12 protein-coding genes and 1 tRNA gene are annotated in these 14675 nt (G+C 70.6%); 5 read left to right on the top strand and 8 right to left on the bottom strand.

Going from position 1 to position 14675, the window contains the following annotated elements; genetic code table 11:
- Positions 1 to 79: 79 nt before the first annotated feature.
- The gene (locus ACP4J3_RS12380; RefSeq protein ID WP_426533406.1) at positions 80 to 418 is read left to right on the top strand and encodes a hypothetical protein; all 339 of its coding nucleotides are present in this window, start codon (positions 80 to 82) and stop codon (positions 416 to 418) included.
- A gap of 46 nt (positions 419 to 464) precedes the next feature.
- Here the strand turns inward: ACP4J3_RS12380 and ACP4J3_RS12375 are convergent.
- Positions 465 to 536 (bottom strand) — tRNA-Val (locus ACP4J3_RS12375).
- 205 nt (positions 537 to 741) lie between these two features.
- On the opposite strand from ACP4J3_RS12375, the gene ACP4J3_RS12370 reads away from it, so the two are divergent.
- The gene (locus tag ACP4J3_RS12370) at positions 742 to 1521 is read left to right on the top strand and encodes a DUF4097 family beta strand repeat-containing protein (protein WP_426533405.1); all 780 of its coding nucleotides are present in this window, start codon (positions 742 to 744) and stop codon (positions 1519 to 1521) included.
- Positions 1522 to 1595: 74 nt separating this feature from the next.
- On the top strand, positions 1596 to 3035 hold the full coding sequence (locus tag ACP4J3_RS12365; protein ID WP_426533403.1) for a hypothetical protein: 1440 nt from the start codon (positions 1596 to 1598) through the stop codon (positions 3033 to 3035).
- A 27-nt stretch (positions 3036 to 3062) separates the two neighbouring features.
- On the opposite strand, the gene ACP4J3_RS12360 is transcribed toward ACP4J3_RS12365, so the two are convergent.
- Genes ACP4J3_RS12360 through ACP4J3_RS12350 form a run of 3 tightly spaced genes read right to left on the bottom strand, consistent with a single transcriptional unit; the run spans position 3063 to position 7741 of the window.
- Positions 3063 to 4241 carry an amidase domain-containing protein gene (locus ACP4J3_RS12360; protein WP_426533401.1) on the bottom strand — a complete coding sequence of 393 codons (1179 nt, stop codon included), beginning with the start codon at positions 4239 to 4241 and terminating at the stop codon, positions 3063 to 3065.
- 42 nt (positions 4242 to 4283) lie between these two features.
- The gene (locus tag ACP4J3_RS12355) at positions 4284 to 5597 is read right to left on the bottom strand and encodes a hypothetical protein (RefSeq protein WP_426533399.1); all 1314 of its coding nucleotides are present in this window, start codon (positions 5595 to 5597) and stop codon (positions 4284 to 4286) included.
- 53 nt (positions 5598 to 5650) lie between these two features.
- Entirely contained in the window at positions 5651 to 7741 is a 2091-nt protein-coding gene (locus ACP4J3_RS12350; RefSeq protein WP_426533637.1) for a transglycosylase domain-containing protein, read from the bottom strand.
- Between the two features lie 252 nt (positions 7742 to 7993).
- Here ACP4J3_RS12350 and ACP4J3_RS12345 point away from each other — a divergent pair, with 252 nt between their 5' ends.
- Positions 7994 to 8209: an FmdB family zinc ribbon protein gene (locus ACP4J3_RS12345; protein WP_426533397.1), complete on the top strand. Its 216-nt coding sequence runs from the start codon at positions 7994 to 7996 to the stop codon at positions 8207 to 8209.
- Positions 8210 to 8223: 14 nt separating this feature from the next.
- On the opposite strand, the gene ACP4J3_RS12340 is transcribed toward ACP4J3_RS12345, so the two are convergent.
- Genes ACP4J3_RS12340 through ACP4J3_RS12330 form a run of 3 tightly spaced genes read right to left on the bottom strand, consistent with a single transcriptional unit; the run spans position 8224 to position 12815 of the window.
- Positions 8224 to 9039 carry an HAD family hydrolase gene (locus ACP4J3_RS12340; protein ID WP_426533395.1) on the bottom strand — a complete coding sequence of 272 codons (816 nt, stop codon included), beginning with the start codon at positions 9037 to 9039 and terminating at the stop codon, positions 8224 to 8226.
- Complete coding sequence (locus tag ACP4J3_RS12335; RefSeq protein WP_426533393.1) at positions 9039 to 11606, bottom strand: phosphoribosyltransferase; 2568 nt, start codon at positions 11604 to 11606, stop codon at positions 9039 to 9041. Before ACP4J3_RS12335 ends, ACP4J3_RS12340 begins: the two co-directional genes overlap by 1 nt.
- A gap of 42 nt (positions 11607 to 11648) precedes the next feature.
- Positions 11649 to 12815 (bottom strand): HpcH/HpaI aldolase/citrate lyase family protein, encoded by a 1167-nt coding sequence (locus ACP4J3_RS12330; RefSeq protein ID WP_426533391.1) that lies wholly within the window; start codon positions 12813 to 12815, stop codon positions 11649 to 11651.
- Between the two features lie 186 nt (positions 12816 to 13001).
- Between ACP4J3_RS12330 and ACP4J3_RS12325 the strand changes: the two genes are divergently transcribed.
- On the top strand, positions 13002 to 13808 hold the full coding sequence (locus tag ACP4J3_RS12325) for a TerD family protein (RefSeq protein ID WP_426533389.1): 807 nt from the start codon (positions 13002 to 13004) through the stop codon (positions 13806 to 13808).
- A gap of 119 nt (positions 13809 to 13927) precedes the next feature.
- Here the strand turns inward: ACP4J3_RS12325 and ACP4J3_RS12320 are convergent, their stop codons facing one another.
- Positions 13928 to 14665, bottom strand: a complete 738-nt coding sequence (locus ACP4J3_RS12320) for a TerD family protein (RefSeq protein ID WP_426533387.1) — start codon at positions 14663 to 14665, stop codon at positions 13928 to 13930.
- Positions 14666 to 14675 lie beyond the last annotated feature (10 nt).

The following is a 14675-nucleotide window of genomic DNA, read 5'->3' as shown; positions in this document are numbered from 1 at the left end:
AAGCACTCGGTCGCACCCGTTCGCATGAACCGCCCAAAGGCACTCGCAACCCAAAATCGAACAGGCGTAGCATTGCGCCGTGGCTACGCCCTATGACTTTCCGAGTGACCTCCTCGCCGGTCAGGAGGAGTTGCATCAGGTCCGGGCCGAGCTGTCGGCCCTACTGAAGCGTCTCCCCTGGTCGGTCGCACCCCTGGACGGCTTCAGCGACGACAACGGCTGGCGCAAGGTCGAGCGCCCCGCCTCCCCCGGCTGGACGCAGGACGAGCAGGCCGAGGTGGAAAAGCTCCGGCGCCGCGAGCACGAACTCGCGGTGTTCGTCAGCGGCCACCGCTTCTGGTCGGAGATCGCCGCAGCGGAACGAATGGACGCCCGCACCAGGCTGAAGCACGCCCATGAGGCGCCCGAGGAGGGCTGAAACGCCGGAGGACCCCGGCCGCGAACGGCGGGGTCCTCTGTCAGTGTGGGCGCGGACGGTTTCGAACCGCCGACATCCTGCTTGTAAGGCAGGCGCTCTACCCCTGAGCTACGCACCCGAGAACGATTCGACAGCCTACCCTGCCGGGGGCCGTGTCCCGCAAACCCGTATCGCGGAAGATCCGGGGAGACCTGGGGTTATCCCCACCCCGGATCCGGGAGCGGACCGGATCCCGGGACGAGGCCGGGCTCCGTACGGTCGAAGCACTGTCGAAGTCCCGGGCCGCGAGGGTGGGTCCGGGAGAGTCTGTGGGGGAGATCGTCATGGCCCGTACCGTTCCCGTCCGCGTCGTCGCCGTCTTTGGGGTGGTCGTGGCGCTTGTCGCGGGGCTCGCCGCGTGTGGGGCGGCCGCCGCCGGGGACGACAAGGAGCCCGAGCACCGGTCGTTCGCCCTGCAGGGGCGGACGCTGACCGTCGACTCCGACGACTCGGCGCTGGAGATCGTCGCCGCCGAGGGGAACAAGGCCGGGACCGTGGAGGTCACCCGGTGGTTCCAGGGGACCGTCGCGATCGGGTCCGATCCGAAGGTGACCTGGTCGATGGAGGACGACGACCGGCTGGTGCTGCGGCAGAAGTGCAGCGGCATCGTCGTCGACTGTGCGAGCAAGCATCGGATCGAGGTGCCACGCGGAGTCGCCGTGAAGGTCAAGGACGGGGACGGGGGTGTGCGGGCGCGGGGGTTCGAGGACGCGTTGAGCGTGCGGACGGGGGACGGGTCCGTGCAGGTCAGCGACTCCAGTGGGCCGCTGGATCTGAAGACGGGGGATGGTTCGGTGCGGGTTTCCGACGTCTCGTCGCGGCGGGTGAAGGCGCAGACCGGGGACGGGTCCATCCGGCTCGAACTGGGTGCCGTGCCGGACCGGGTGGAGACCCGCAGCGGCGACGGTTCGGTGACGATCGAGCTGCCGCGGTCGACGTACGACGTACGGACTCGGACCGGCGACGGCTCGGAGGATGTGACCGTGCCCCGGGACAACACCAGCTCGCATCTGGTCTCCGCCCGGACCGGCGATGGAAATGTCACGGTCCGAATCGCGAACTAACCGGCCCGTGTGTTCGTCCTATACCGGTGGGAGAATGACACCGGGCAGGGTGAATGACAGCACGGGAGAGGGATGTGACGGCGACACCTCCGCAGCCGAACTCGCCGTCAGTGCCGCGTGCGCGGGAGGTCCCGCCGTCCGGGCCCGAGATCTCGTACGGCTCGCGGATCTCGCGGGCCTCGCGCCGGGCCCTTCGTGGCACCCTCGACACCCTCACGCTCGCCGCGCTCCCCCTCGTCGTCGCCCTCGCCCTGCCCGCCGCCTTCGCCGGCGGCGGCACCCGGCGCTGGTTCGGCGGGCGGGCCGAGAGCCAGCGCGCCGAGGCGCAGGCCGCGAAGGACGCCGCGGCGGCCGCGTTCTACGAGCTGGACACGGCCCAGCGGGACCTGCGGATCTCGATCGAGACGATCACGGCGGTGGACGACTCCCCCGCCGCCCGCCGGACGATCACCGACTTCGAGGCGCTGGGGCGGCGCATCGACGAGGTCAGTCACCAGTACATCAACGCCGTCGACGCCCATGATCTCGATCGCGACGACCTGGAGGCCGCCACCGCCGCCCGGGCCCGTGCCGAGCTGACCAACGCCAAGGACGACCTGGAGAACGTCAAGCGGGAGCTGGAGCGGTTCGCCGACGGGCTCGGGCCGCTGCTGGGCAAGGCGGAGACCCAGCTCGCCCGGCTCGCCCCGGCCGTGGAGCGTGCCCGGCAGGGCCTGCTCGCCGCGTCGAACGCGCTGGACGCCGTACGCGGCTCGGGGCTGAAGGCGGACGACCTCGCGGCGCGGCTCGCGACGCTCGGGCCGGAGCTGACCAGGCTGAACCAGGGCGCCGGGCAGCATGGCGTGCCGCAGACGCTGGAGCGCGCCGAGCGGGTGGCGCGGGAGGCCGCGGCGGTCCGGGTGGAGGCGGAGCGGCTGCCGGAGCGGGCCGCCGAGATCGACCGCCGGCTGGTTTCGCTGCGTACGCGCGCGCAGGCGCTGACGACCCGTGCCGGGCAGGTGGAGCCGGTGCTGAGCGAGCTGCGGCGGCGGTTCACGGCGGCCTGCTGGCAGGACCTGCAGAGTGTGCCGGAGCGGGCCGGGGAGAACGTACGGCAGGCCGAGCTGAAGCTGAGGGAGGCGCAGACCGCGCGGGACGAGCAGCGCTGGCCGGACGCCACCGCGCTGCTGTCGACGGTGCGGGCGCTGCTGAACAGCACGGACGAGTCGGTGTCGGCGGCCGGTGACCGGCTGCGGCGGTTGAACGCCGTACAGAAGGATCCGCAGCAGGAGATCGACCGGACGAGGTTCGCGATCCGGGATGCCCAGCGGCTGGCCATGGCGGGGCGGAACACGCCCGATCCGCGGCATGCGCGGCCGCTGGACGACTCGGTGGGCCGGCTGGAGCGGGCGATCGGCACGCTGGAGGGGCGGCACCCGGACTACTGGCACTTCCTGACCGAGACGGAGGCGGTACGGCGGACGGTGGCCCGGGTCGTCGCGCAGATCCGTGAGGAGCGCGGGGGCGGGCACTGAGCCGTACCGGCTCAGTGCCCAGGACGCTCAGGTGCGGTAGGCGTAGTACGCGGAGGTCCGGTACGACGCGATGATGCTCGACAGGGAACGCCGGTAGGTGTCGTTCGAGTGGTACGTCAGATACGGCACGCCCTGGGGGCTGCGGTAGGTGACGATCATCGTGTGGTCCTTGGACCCGTCCTTGTCGAAGTCGATCTGGAGCACGTCACCGACGTCCATCTGGTAGACGTTGGCGAGGCTGGTGGCCCGCCTGGAGTTCTGGGCGAACCAGGACCACTCGTTGACGCCGATGAACGAGTGCGACTGGATCTCGGCGTTGCCGAACCACCGGGTGTAGTCGTACACATAGCCGGGGACGTGCTTCCAGCCGCCGGCCTTGAGGGCTTGGCTGACGAAGTTGGTGCAGTCGCCGCCCGCGCCGTGGCCTGAGAAGTCGGGGTAGTCCTTGTTGTAGTCGCGCCAGTGCTTCTCGGCGTAGGTGGCCATGGCCCGGTAGTTCAGGGCGGTGCCGGTGAGGGTCTTGGGCTTGGCCGGGGCGGGGTACGTGGTGGCGGCGCGCGGGGCGGACGGCATGGTGTCGTCCACGGTGGGCGCCTTCACGGACGGCTTGGCGAGGGTGTTGACCGCGATGCCGGGGCCGGTGTCGCGGATGGCGGTGAGCTGCCAGTCGCCGTGCCGGTCGGCGGTGAAGGTGAGTTCGTGGCGGGCCTGGAAGCCGGTGGTCCGCGGTTCGCCGCCGCGGACCTTGTCGTAGGTGAGGGTCGTGGTCTCGGTGACGGTCGCCTTGGCCGTACGGCCCGTCACGCGGGTGGCGTCCAGGGTGACGGCGGTGTCGGCCGCGCGGTACTTCTCGCCGAGCCGGGCGAGAAGGTCCTTGCGCCGGTCCAGCGCGGCCAGGGCGGCGTCCTCGTCGCGGGCCGTGCCGGCGGACAGCCGTACGTCGCCCGTGAAGCCGTCGGTCAGCGGCTTGGCACTGCGCTCACCGGTGACGAGGGCGTTGGTGCGGTCGGTGAGGACCGCGTCCGCCAGCTGCTGGAAGGTGGCCCTGGTCCTGGCGTCCACCGTCGGGTCGTCGGCGACGTCGGCGACGGCTGCGCCGGCGCTCCAGGTGGGCAGCAGCGCCGCGACGGCCGCCCCGACTATGGTGGCGCGGCCGCGGGTGCGGGTGCGGCTCAGTTCTCTTGATCTCACGTTTGTTGATCTCATACGGATTCTCCTATCCGGGGGGTTGGTTGAACGGCCGGCCGGCTACTTCACGACCGTCGACCAGTCCGGTGACTGCGCCGGGTCCAGGCCGCGCAGCCGCTGCAGCGTCTCGGGCCGCTGTAGGTCCATCCAGTCGGCGAGCTCCTTGAAGGACACGCACTTGACGTCCTTCTTCTTGCACACGTTCTTGATGACCTGGTCGACGGCCTTCATGTAGATGCCGCCGTTCCACTGCTCGAAGTGGTTGCCGATGAACATCGGGGCGCGGCTGCCGTAGTAGACGCGGTTGAAGCCGGCCATGTAGGTGGCGAGGGTCTCCTGCTCCCACCGGGGGTAGTTGGCCGGGTCGCCCTCGGTCTCGCCTTCGGACTGGTTGTAGAGGAAGTTGAAGTCCATGGACAGGCCCTGGAAGTCGCCGCCCTCGTAGGGGAGCATCTGCAGCGGGAAGTCCCAGACGCCGTTCTTCTTCTTGGGCCATATCTGGAAGTCGCCGGCGGAGCTGGCGTCGTAGCGCCACTTGTAGGTCTTGAGGGCCTCCAGCAGGTTCTCCTGGCCCTCCAGGCAGGGTGCGCGGCCGCCGGTGACCTCCTTTCTGAAGTCGAACGGCAGCGGGTCGAGGTCGGTGTAGCCGGTGTTGGTCTTCCAGTTCTCCACGAGGTCGTAGAACTGGTCGATCTCGCTGCGCCACTCGTCGACGCTCCAGTGGGCGCCGCCGCGGACTCCGCAGAAGTGGCCGTTGAAGTGCGAGCCGATCTCGTGCCCCTCCTGCCACGCCTTGCCGAGCTGTTCCAGCGTGGTGCGGATGTGCTCGTCGGTGGGATAGCTGATGGCCGCGGATCCCTTGTCGTGCTGTGGCGGGGCGTAGAGCTTCGCCTTGTTCTTGGGCAGCAGGTAGATGCCGGTGAGGAAGAACGTCATGTGGGCGTCGTACTGCTCGGCCAGCTTCCGGTAGTGCGCGAAGAGCAGGTCGTCGCCCGCCAGGGCGCCGTCCCAGGAGAAGACGACGAACTGGGGCGGCTTCTCGCCCGGTTTGAGCCGCTGCGGCTTCAACCTGCCCTTCTGCGGCCCGGTGTACGACGTCGAGCCGTCGCCGAGCACCTTCGTCCTCCCGTCCCACTCGGGTTCCTCGGTCGGCGTGGCGGGGGCTTCCCGTGTGGCCGGTCCGCCCGGGTCGCCGGCGGAGGCGATCGGTGTGGTGGTGTCCGAGCGGGTCAGGTTCGTGTAGGCCGCGGGTACCACGAGGGCGAAGAGGAGGGTTGCCACGGCCAGCGCTCCCAGGCGGGCGTAGTGCTCGGGTGCGCGTGGCCGGCGGCGGGATGCGCGGGCTCGGCGGTGGTGGCCGGATGTCGGCGGCATGGGCGGCTCATTCTGCGAGGGGGGTGGGGGGTTGTGGTGTGGCCGGTCGCCGGTCAGCCGAGACCCAGGGCGCCGGACCAGATGGCGTACGGGACGCTGTCGGCGGGGGTGCCGGCGATGCCCTTCAGCGGCAGGGGTTCGAGGCTCTTGGTGAGGTCGATGCGGTAGGCCACGACGGCCGTGGAGACGTCGGCGGCGGTGCCGACGTACCAGGCCGCGGTGTCGTCCTGGGTGGTGCCGGCCTTGCCTGTGGTCCGCGTCGCGGCGGACGCGGTGGCCGGGTGGGCGAGGCTGAAGGCGGATCTGAGCGCGGACTGGACCTGCTCGGCCACCTTCGCCGCCACCGCACGCCGCGAGACGGGTTTGGCCAGCCCCACCTTGGAACCGTTGCGGGTGATCCGCGTCACCGAGTACGGCTCGACGTGGGTGCCCTGGGCGGCGAACGTGGCGTATCCGCTGGCCATGCGGATCGCGCTGGGTCTGGCGCTGCCCAGGGACATCGCCGGCACCTGCGGGCCGAAGCTGGAGGCGAGCAGTCCGGCGGCCTGCGCGGTGCGGCGCACCCTGTCCAGGCCGGTGTCCATGCCCAGTTGCATGAACGGCGTGTTCACCGACAGCGCGAGCGCCTTGTGCAGGCTGATCCGCCCGTAGTCCTTGCCGCCGTCGTTGCGGGCGGCGACCCGCTTGCCGCTGCGGTCCCAGTAGGGCCCCTCGGGCGTCATGACGGGGATGCCGTCGTCGCCGTCGTACAGCGTCTCGGGGGTGACCTCGGACGGGCCGCCGTCGCGGGTCTTGCGGACGCCGTGCTCGAGCGCGGCGGCGTAGACGAAGGGCAGGAAGGCCGAACCGGCGGGCACGGTGGTCGCGTTGGACTCGTTGTAGCCCTGCTTACGGTGGTCGGGGCCGCCGTAGACGGCGAGGATCCGTCCGTCGGTGGCGACCGAGGCGGCGCCGTAGTGCGCGGTCCGCGCCATGGCCGGGTGGTCCTTCGAGGCCTTCTTGCGGGCCTTGGTGACGGCGTCGGTCAGCGCGGTCTCCCGGCGCCGGTCGAAGGTGGTGTAGATCTGGTAGCCGCCGAGGTCGAACTCCTTGTCCGTCAGACGCGCGGCCTTCTTGGCGTACTGGGCGGCCAGTTCGACCAGGTAGTCGCTCTGCTTGCCGGTGTCGTAGCCCCGGGCCCGGCTCAACGGCTCTGGGAACTGGCGGTACTTGGCCCGCTGGCCGGGCGACAGCCTGCCGAGGCCGACCATGCGGTCCAGGATCCAGGACCAGCGCTCCACCGCCCGCGCGTGGTTGGCCTTGCTCAGCGCGGGGTCGTAGAGGGCGGCGCCCTTGAGGAGGCAGGCGAGAAACGCGGCCTCGCTGACGTTCAGGTCGCCGACGTCCTTGCCGTAGTAGGCCTGGGCGGCGCGCTGCATGCCGTAGGTGCCGCGGCCGAACCAGCTCGTGTTGAGGTAGCCCTCCAGGATGTCGTCCTTGCTCATCCGGTTGTCGAGCTTGAGGGCGAGCATGGCCTCGGTGAACTTGCGGCGGACCGAGCGGTCCTGGTTGAGGTAGACGTTCTTGACGTACTGCTGGGTGATCGTGGAGCCGCCCTGGGTGTCACCCTCGCCCAGGGTGCGCCACAGGGCGCGGGTGACGCCGCTGAGGGAGATGCCGGGGTCGCTGTAGAAGCCGGCGTTCTCGGCGGCGAGCACCGCCCAGCGGACGTCCTCGGGGATGTCCTTCAGGGGCATGTCCTGCCGGCGCACCCAGCCGGTGCGGGCCATGGGTGTCCCGTCGGACCAGAAATAGACGTTGTCCTGCTGGGTGGCGTACGAGTTGAGGTTCTTCGGGATGTCGGTGGTGGCGTAGGCCACGCCCAGGGCGGCGGTGCTCAGGCCGAGGAACGTCAGCGCGGTGCCGAGCCACTGCCGCCAGGAGGGCATCCAGCGGCGCCAGCCGGTGTGACCGGGGCGGGGGTAGCGCGGGCGCAGCCGGCGCAGGCCGGGCGCGAGGCGGGACAGGGCCGAAGGGGCCGCGGTCCTGCGGCGGTGCCCCGGTGGGCGGGATTCGCTCGCGTCGGATAAATGGGATAAGCCCGATTCCGCCACCCGCAATTGCATGGTCTCGTCCGGCGGGAGCGCGGGGACCTTTAACTGCATGGTCTCGTCCGGCTCTCGCCCAGCCCTGGTCACGGCTGCGCCCCTCCCCGCATTTCGGTCATGCGCGCGCGGAAGGGCATGGCCGCCGCGGTCAACGGCAGCGAGCCCCCACTTCCCCCGGCCTCATGGCTCCTCGCGGCGATCGAAAAATACCAGTCTCCTTTTCAATTTCTCCACACCCGTATCGGACAGGGTTGATCGCCGGCGGTTGTACGGGGGTGTATTTCCGGTCACGCCGACTAATCTGTGGGCATGCCTCGCTACGAATACCGCTGCCGAAGCTGCGGCGACACCTTCGAACTGAGCCGCCCCATGGCGGAGTCCGCCGCGCCCGCGAACTGCCCGGCCGGTCATGAAGACACTGTGAAGCTTTTGTCGACGGTGGCCGTCGGCGGCACGGCATCGGCTCCCGCCCCCGCGCCGAAGTCGGGCGGGGGCGGGTGCTGTGGCGGAGGGTGCTGCGGCTAGGGCGCCGGCGTCCTCTACGAGTGTGGAGAAGAAGTCGCCTTCAGGAACTCCCTGAGGATCCGCTCCCCCGCCAGCACGCCCCGCTCCGGCAGCGCGCTGATCGCCGGGGCCGTCCAGTCGGCGTCCGCGAGCTCGCCGTGGCCCGGACGCCAGCCCCGGTCGGCGGCCAGCAGCAGGTCGGCGTCCAGCAGGGAGTCACCGGCGGCCAGCGTCAGGTCCGCGCCCGTGCGCCGGGCGACCTCGCGTACGGCGGCGCTCTTGGTGAGGGGCTTGGGGACGGCGTAGATCTTGCGGCCCTGCAGCGACACCGTCCAGCCGCGGTTCTCCGCCCACACCGCGAGCTCCTTCACCCACTCCTCGGGCAGCAGCTCGCGCTCGACGACCAGGTAGGCGAAGAGGTCCTCGGCGACGCGGTGCTTGCGCACCCAGGCCGGGGAGGCCGTGGCCATCAGGTGGTCCTGGATCTGAGCGAGGGGCGCGCACTGCTCGGCGAGCCGGGCCTGGACCTGTGCGTGCCAGTCGCGGTCGGTGACGCCGTCGACCAGCAGGTGGCCGCCGTTGGCACAGATCGCGTACTTGGGCGCCGGGCCGGGCAGGTTGATGCGCTGGTACTGCTTACGGGTCCGGGTCGTCGTCGGCACGAAGACCGCCGCGTCGCCGAGGTCGGTCAGCAACTGGGCCGCCGTCTCGGTCAGGTACGACAGCGGCTTGCTCTCGTGCACCTCCACGCACAGCAGCCTCGGCGCCCGCGCGTCCGGCATGGTCAGCGCGAGGGCCGCCGCGGAGTAGATCAGCGTACGGTCGAGGTCGCTCGCCACCAGCACCCGCATCAGACGTTCACCGCCCTGCCGTCGGCGCCCGTCGCACCCCGCGTGTACTTGGGGTGGATCAACCCCACGCAGGTGTACGGCAGCTCGGCCACTTCCTCCACCGGCACCCCTCGCTGCTCGGCCAGCAGCCGTACGTGGTCCAGGTCGGCGCCCGCCCCGGCCCGCGCCAGGATCTTCCAGGGCACCCGGCGCAGCAGCACGCGCGTGGTCTCGCCGACGCCCGGCTTGACGAGGTTCACGTCGTGGATGCCGTACTCCTCGCTGATGCGCTCGACGGCGGCCCAGCCCTCCCAGGTCGGCGCGCGGTCGGCGGACAGCAGCTCCTTGGCCGCCGCCGCCACGGCGTCCACGACCTCCGGGAAGCGGGCGGCGACCGCGTCCAGGAAGGCCACGGAGACATCGGCGCCGGCGAGTTCGCGGTAGAACTTCGCGCCGTGGTAGTCGTACGGCCCGACCAGGTCGGCCCGCAGAACGGTGCGCGAGATCAGGCCGGAGACGGTCGAGTTCAGGCACGCGGACGGGATGAGGTAGTCCTCGCGAGTGCCGTACGTCCGCACGCACGAGCCCGGGTCGGCGAGTACGGCGATCTCCGGGTCGAAGCCGGTGATGCCGTCGGACGCCTCGAACTGTCGTATCGCCGCGGTCAGTTCGCGGGTGATGGCACCCTTGCCGGTCCAGCCGTCGACGAAGACGACGTCCCGCGGGTCGTGGTGGGCGGCCAGCCAGCGCAGGGCGTTGGCGTCGATGCCGCGGCCGCGCACGATGGACACGGCGTAGTGCGGGAGTTCGAGCCCGTGCCGGAATTGCGCCCAGCGGCGCATGAGGATGCCGACGGGAGTGCCGGCGCGGGCGAGGGAGACGAGCACCGGACGGGGCGACCGCTCGGCGAGCACGATCTCCGTCACCGCGCCGGCCGCCTGCGCCAGCCGCGCCGCCGTCTCTTCCAGCGCCGCGTGGAACAGCGCCTGGTACTGCTCGCTCGGCTGGTACTCCACCGGCAGCGACTCGGCGTAGTGCGCGCCCCCGCTCTGGATGGCCTCTTCCCGCTCCTCGGTCGGCGCCTCCAGCGTCACGTCCGAGAGGTCCTGAAGCAGCCAGCCGACCTCCTCGGGGGCGTACGAGGAGAAGGCGGGGCCGCGCAAGGGCTCGGGCAGCATGGGGGGCCTTTCAGGGGCGTACGAGGGGACGACCGCGAGGGTGACGTGCGGGGTGTGTACGGCCAACTGGGCCAGCAGGCCGTCGGGCGCGTGCAGTTCGGGAGTGTCGGCCACCGAGTCGACCACCGCGACGACGGCGTCGAACCCGGCGCCGGCGACGTTGTAGGCGTACCGCTCACCGGGGCCGTCGGCCGGGTCGTCGTGGGCCGGGAAGACGAGGCGGGTGCGTATCGCGTACCCGGGATCGTCGACCGCGAGGACGGGTGAGCGGGTGGTGGTCGAGTACCGGACCTCGACGCCGTCCGCGATCTGCTCCAGCTCGCGGGCGAGCCTGAGCGGGGCGTACATCAGCTCTTCGAACCCGAGGACGAGCACGCGGCGCGCGTCCGCGGGGAGCGCCTCTGCGAGGCGGGCTGCCATGTCGGGGAGGGCGGCCTCGAGGCGGGTGCGGTGGGCGGGGGTGAAGCCGTGGCGGCCGCCGTCGGGGAGGCCGGGCGGCCAGTGCAGGTCGATTCGGGGGACATCGCCGTGGGGCCTGCTGTTGTCGTCCGAGTGCGGGCCGTCTTGGGCTGGTCGCGCAGTTCCCCGCGCCCCTAGCGGCGTGGCTGCAACGCCCTTAAGGGGCGCGGGGAACTGCGCGACCGGCCACGACGCTGCCGCAGACGACGTACGACCCTCCGCGGCACTACCACTCTCGTACCGCGCCACCAACGCCTGCCCCTTCTCCAACACCCCCTCCGGCAACCCCACCGTCCCCGAAGCCGCCGCCACCAGATCCACCCGCGCGCCGATCTCCCGCGCGAACTCCTCCAACCGCCCGGCATCGGCAGCCGACCGCATGTCCACCAGCGCAACCACGACATACCGCCGCCGCGGGTACCGCCCATGAAGATCCCGGACGGTGTTCAGCACCGTGTTCCCCGTCGAGAACTCGTCGTCGACCAGCACCAGCGGCCCGTCCCCCACCAGCAGCTCCGGATCCTCCGGCAGCAGCAGATGGGACGTGGCGTGCGAGTGGGACTCCTCGAAGCCGCCCGCGCGGGCCACGCCGGCGACCGGGCGGCGCGTGGAGTGCAGATACGTCGCGGATCCGAGGCCGTCGGCGACGGAGTGGCCAAGACCGGTCGCCGTCTCCGCGTAACCGAGGACGACCGCCCTGGCGGACTCCCCGGCGCCCAGAAGATCCCGTACCCGGCGGCCGAGGGCGAAGCCGGCGCCGTACACCACGGACGGTGACTGCGGTACGTGCTTGCCGAGCACGTTGGAGACCAGCAGATGCGCCCGCTTGGGGTTGCGCCGCAGGGCGAGCCCCAGCAGCTCCGTGAGGTCGTCGTCGCCCGTGAGCTGGACCCCGAGCCGCTCGGCGACCCAGCTTCCGGACCAGACCCCGTTGTTCACTGCGTTGTTCATGCGTCCCTTGGATATCTTCGATATCAGCGGATGGAGGTGGGTTCAGCCCGGAATTCCGGCGGCCAGCAGATCCACGAAGCTGACGTCCTCGCGTGCGACGCCGAAGACCTCCGCGCGCAGCATGGTCCGCTCGGCCCAGGCCCGGTGCGGCTTCACCTCGTTCATCTTGTTCGTGTACGCCGACCGCAGCACGCCCCCGCCGTCGCGCCCCGGCCGCAGGATGTCGACGGCGTCGCCGTACTCCTCGTGACTGACCACGGACAGCGCGTGGACCGCCGGCACATGGGAGGGGTGGATGCAGGTCTTGCCCAGCAGGCCGTTGGCGTGGTCGAGAGAGATCTCCCGCAGCAGCCCGTCCATCGCGTGCTCGATCAGTCTCTCGCGCAGTTCGACGGCCTGCCCCTGGAGGAACGGGCTGGTCCGCAGCATCGGCTTGAACATGCGCTGGGGGACGCGGAAGTACTCCCACACCGGTCCGGTCACCGTGTACCCGGAGCCGTCGGCCCGCCCCAGCAGGTTCACGACGTCGGCGATCACGGAGGCGACGATCTGGACGTCGTAGGCGGTCATGTCGGGTGCGCGCCGCAGGCCGTACGAGGAGCAGAAGTCGGTGACGCCGAGTCGCAGGGCGAGCACCCGGTCCCGGTACTTGTCGATGGCGCGGGCGATGCCCTCCAGGGCGGCCACGCGGGACTCCCGGTACATCAGCTCGGGCGTCTCCAGCACGGGCATGCCGAACAGCCGCCGCCCGGCCGCGGTCTCGGCGGCGGTCAGGGCCTCCAGGAAGGGGATGCCGCGTTCCTCGGTGAACTTGGGGAACACGAAACCGGACAGCAGCCGCACGGCCGGGCCCAGGCGCCGGACGAGGTCGGGAATCTGCTCGGGGGTGCGCACCCGGACGAAGAGCAGGGGCAGTGCGGGGTCCGCCCGCCCCGCGAGATCCGCGAACTGCCGGACGAGGTTCTCCTCACCCGCCACGACGTCCTCGTCACCGATGGAGTCCTCCAGGCACAGCACCATCGACACCACGCCGTTGCCCGCCTGCTTGACGATGTCGTCGGCGAGCCGGGTCCGGGTGGCCGGACTGTAGAGCGTGGCGCCCAGGGCCACGGACAGCAGCCGGGCCGGGGAGTCGGCGGTGAAATCGCACGGCTCCTGGTGGAAGAGGCGCTGCCGCACCTCCGGGGCGATGTGCCCGAAATGACGCATAGAACTCCCCCGTGGTGACCTTGTGCCTCCCGTGACCTGTTCACAGGTGGCCGGTAATAGTACGTAGATACCCATGTCAGGGGTTCCCGACGGGCATGAATTTCTGGTAACGCGGACGAACACGAGCGCGCACATCGTGTGTACCCCGCGTTGTCGTGACCAGGACGGAGAGGGCAGGATGACCGCATGACGCACGCGATGTTGAAGGGGTCGAACGTCCCGCTCGAAGCCACGACGGTACGCGCCGTGCTGCGCTGGACGCCCGGGCAGGGGGTCCCGGATGTCGACGCCTCGGCTCTGCTCCTCGGCCCCGACGGTCGTGTGCGCTCCGACGAGGACTTCGTCTTCTACAACCAGCCCCGGCACCCCTCCGGGCAGGTCTGGCGGCTCGGCAAGAAGCGACTCGCCGAGGGCCTCACCGACACGATCCAGACAGATCTCACCGGTGTCGAGTCCGCCGTCGGTCAGATTCTGCTGGTCGCCTCGGCGGACGGCGTCACCTTCGACCGCGTACGGGACCTGCGCATCCTGCTGTACGACGCCACGGCCGCGGACGGCGATCCGCTGGCGTACTTCGACATCAAGCCGGAGACGGGCCAGGAGACGGCCCTGATCTGCGGCGAGCTGTACCGCCGGGGCGAGGGCTGGAAGTTCCGCGCCCTTGGCGAGGGCTACTCGGACGGCCTCAAGGGCCTGGCCACGGACTTCGGCATCTCGGTGGACGAGTCGGAGACCATGGACGACCACCGGCAGACCCCCGAGATCTCCCAGCCCCTGCCCCCCGAGCAGCCGACGACGGTGGTACCGACCCAGCCGGCCTACGGCTACCCCCAGCAGCCCCCGGCGACCCAGCCGGCCTACGGCTACCCCCAGCCCACCAGCCAGCCGGCCACGGCCCAGTCGGGCTACGGCTACCCGCCCCCGGTGACAGCACCACCCCCGGCCCAGGAGTTCCGCCTGCCACCACAAGGGCCACAATTCATCGGCCGGTGACGGAAGCGCCCCTTCAGGGGCGCGGGGCTGTATCAATGTGCGGCTCCGCCGCGTGGGCGCGACAAGCCACGACGGACCAGCAGCCGCGAACGGCACAAGGCCCCCGAGCTCCTAGGCGACTACCTCTCCGCCTTCGACTTGTATCCGCGCCCCCACTGCAACCCCCACCCGAACAACCGATCCAACTCCGCCTGGAACCCGTACACGAACTTCACCTCACGCCGCACCCAGAGCTCCCCCTTCACGTTCTCGATCATCACCACCGCACACGACCGAGCCTGCGGATGCCGCTCATCGAGGCCGATCTCGATCCGCGGCCCATTGCTCGGGTACAGCGTGACGATCGCGTGCGTACGGTCGAACGCCGGCGTCTGGTCGTAGATGTACACGAACACCAGCAGCCGCTTGATGTTCTCCCGATGGTCGAGGTTGACGTAGATCGTCTCTCCGGACGCCGACCCGAACCGGTCGTCCCCGCTGAGCTTCACATACGGCGGTGAGTTGACGTCCCCGAGGAACCCGCCCAGCGGCTGGACGACTCCCTTCGTCCCGTCGGTCAGCTCGTACAGGCACCCGAGGTCGAGGTCGACATTGACCATGCTCTGGCTGTGCCCGAGCACCTCCGGCGGCTTGAGCGCCTTGAACGGATGCCGCAGCAGGCTCTCCCGCTGCGACCCGCCGATGTCGGACGTCCGCATCCGCCACGTCAGATTGATCCGCAGATGCCCGGTCGCAGCGCCCTGTTTGGTCAGGGAAACCCGGTCATGCCGTTTCGTCAGCTCGATCGAGTTCGACGACGCGCTGCCCGAGTCGAACTCGGCCGCCCGGCCGCCCCAGAGTCCGTCCAAGAAGCCCATTCCGCCCCCA

The organism is Streptomyces sp. UG1 (genome assembly GCF_049974585.1).
Taxonomy (GTDB): Bacteria; Actinomycetota; Actinomycetes; order Streptomycetales; family Streptomycetaceae; genus Streptomyces.
Note: the sequence above shows the minus strand (reverse complement) of the source record. Positions and strands in the feature narration are given on the sequence as shown.

Coding starts and splice junctions, on each gene's coding strand:
- ACP4J3_RS12330 (WP_426533391.1), bottom strand. CDS start 12,815: ATGCGTCATTTCGGGCACATCGCCCCGGAGGTGCGGCAGCGCCTCTTC.
- ACP4J3_RS12355 (WP_426533399.1), bottom strand. CDS start 5,597: ATGCCGCCGACATCCGGCCACCACCGCCGAGCCCGCGCATCCCGCCGC.
- ACP4J3_RS12370 (WP_426533405.1), top strand. CDS start 742: ATGGCCCGTACCGTTCCCGTCCGCGTCGTCGCCGTCTTTGGGGTGGTC.
- ACP4J3_RS12340 (WP_426533395.1), bottom strand. CDS start 9,039: ATGCGGGTGCTGGTGGCGAGCGACCTCGACCGTACGCTGATCTACTCC.
- ACP4J3_RS12335 (WP_426533393.1), bottom strand. CDS start 11,606: ATGAACAACGCAGTGAACAACGGGGTCTGGTCCGGAAGCTGGGTCGCC.
- ACP4J3_RS12320 (WP_426533387.1), bottom strand. CDS start 14,665: ATGGGCTTCTTGGACGGACTCTGGGGCGGCCGGGCGGCCGAGTTCGAC.
- ACP4J3_RS12350 (WP_426533637.1), bottom strand. CDS start 7,741: ATGCAGTTAAAGGTCCCCGCGCTCCCGCCGGACGAGACCATGCAATTG.
- ACP4J3_RS12325 (WP_426533389.1), top strand. CDS start 13,002: ATGACGCACGCGATGTTGAAGGGGTCGAACGTCCCGCTCGAAGCCACG.
- ACP4J3_RS12360 (WP_426533401.1), bottom strand. CDS start 4,241: ATGAGATCAACAAACGTGAGATCAAGAGAACTGAGCCGCACCCGCACC.
- ACP4J3_RS12345 (WP_426533397.1), top strand. CDS start 7,994: ATGCCTCGCTACGAATACCGCTGCCGAAGCTGCGGCGACACCTTCGAA.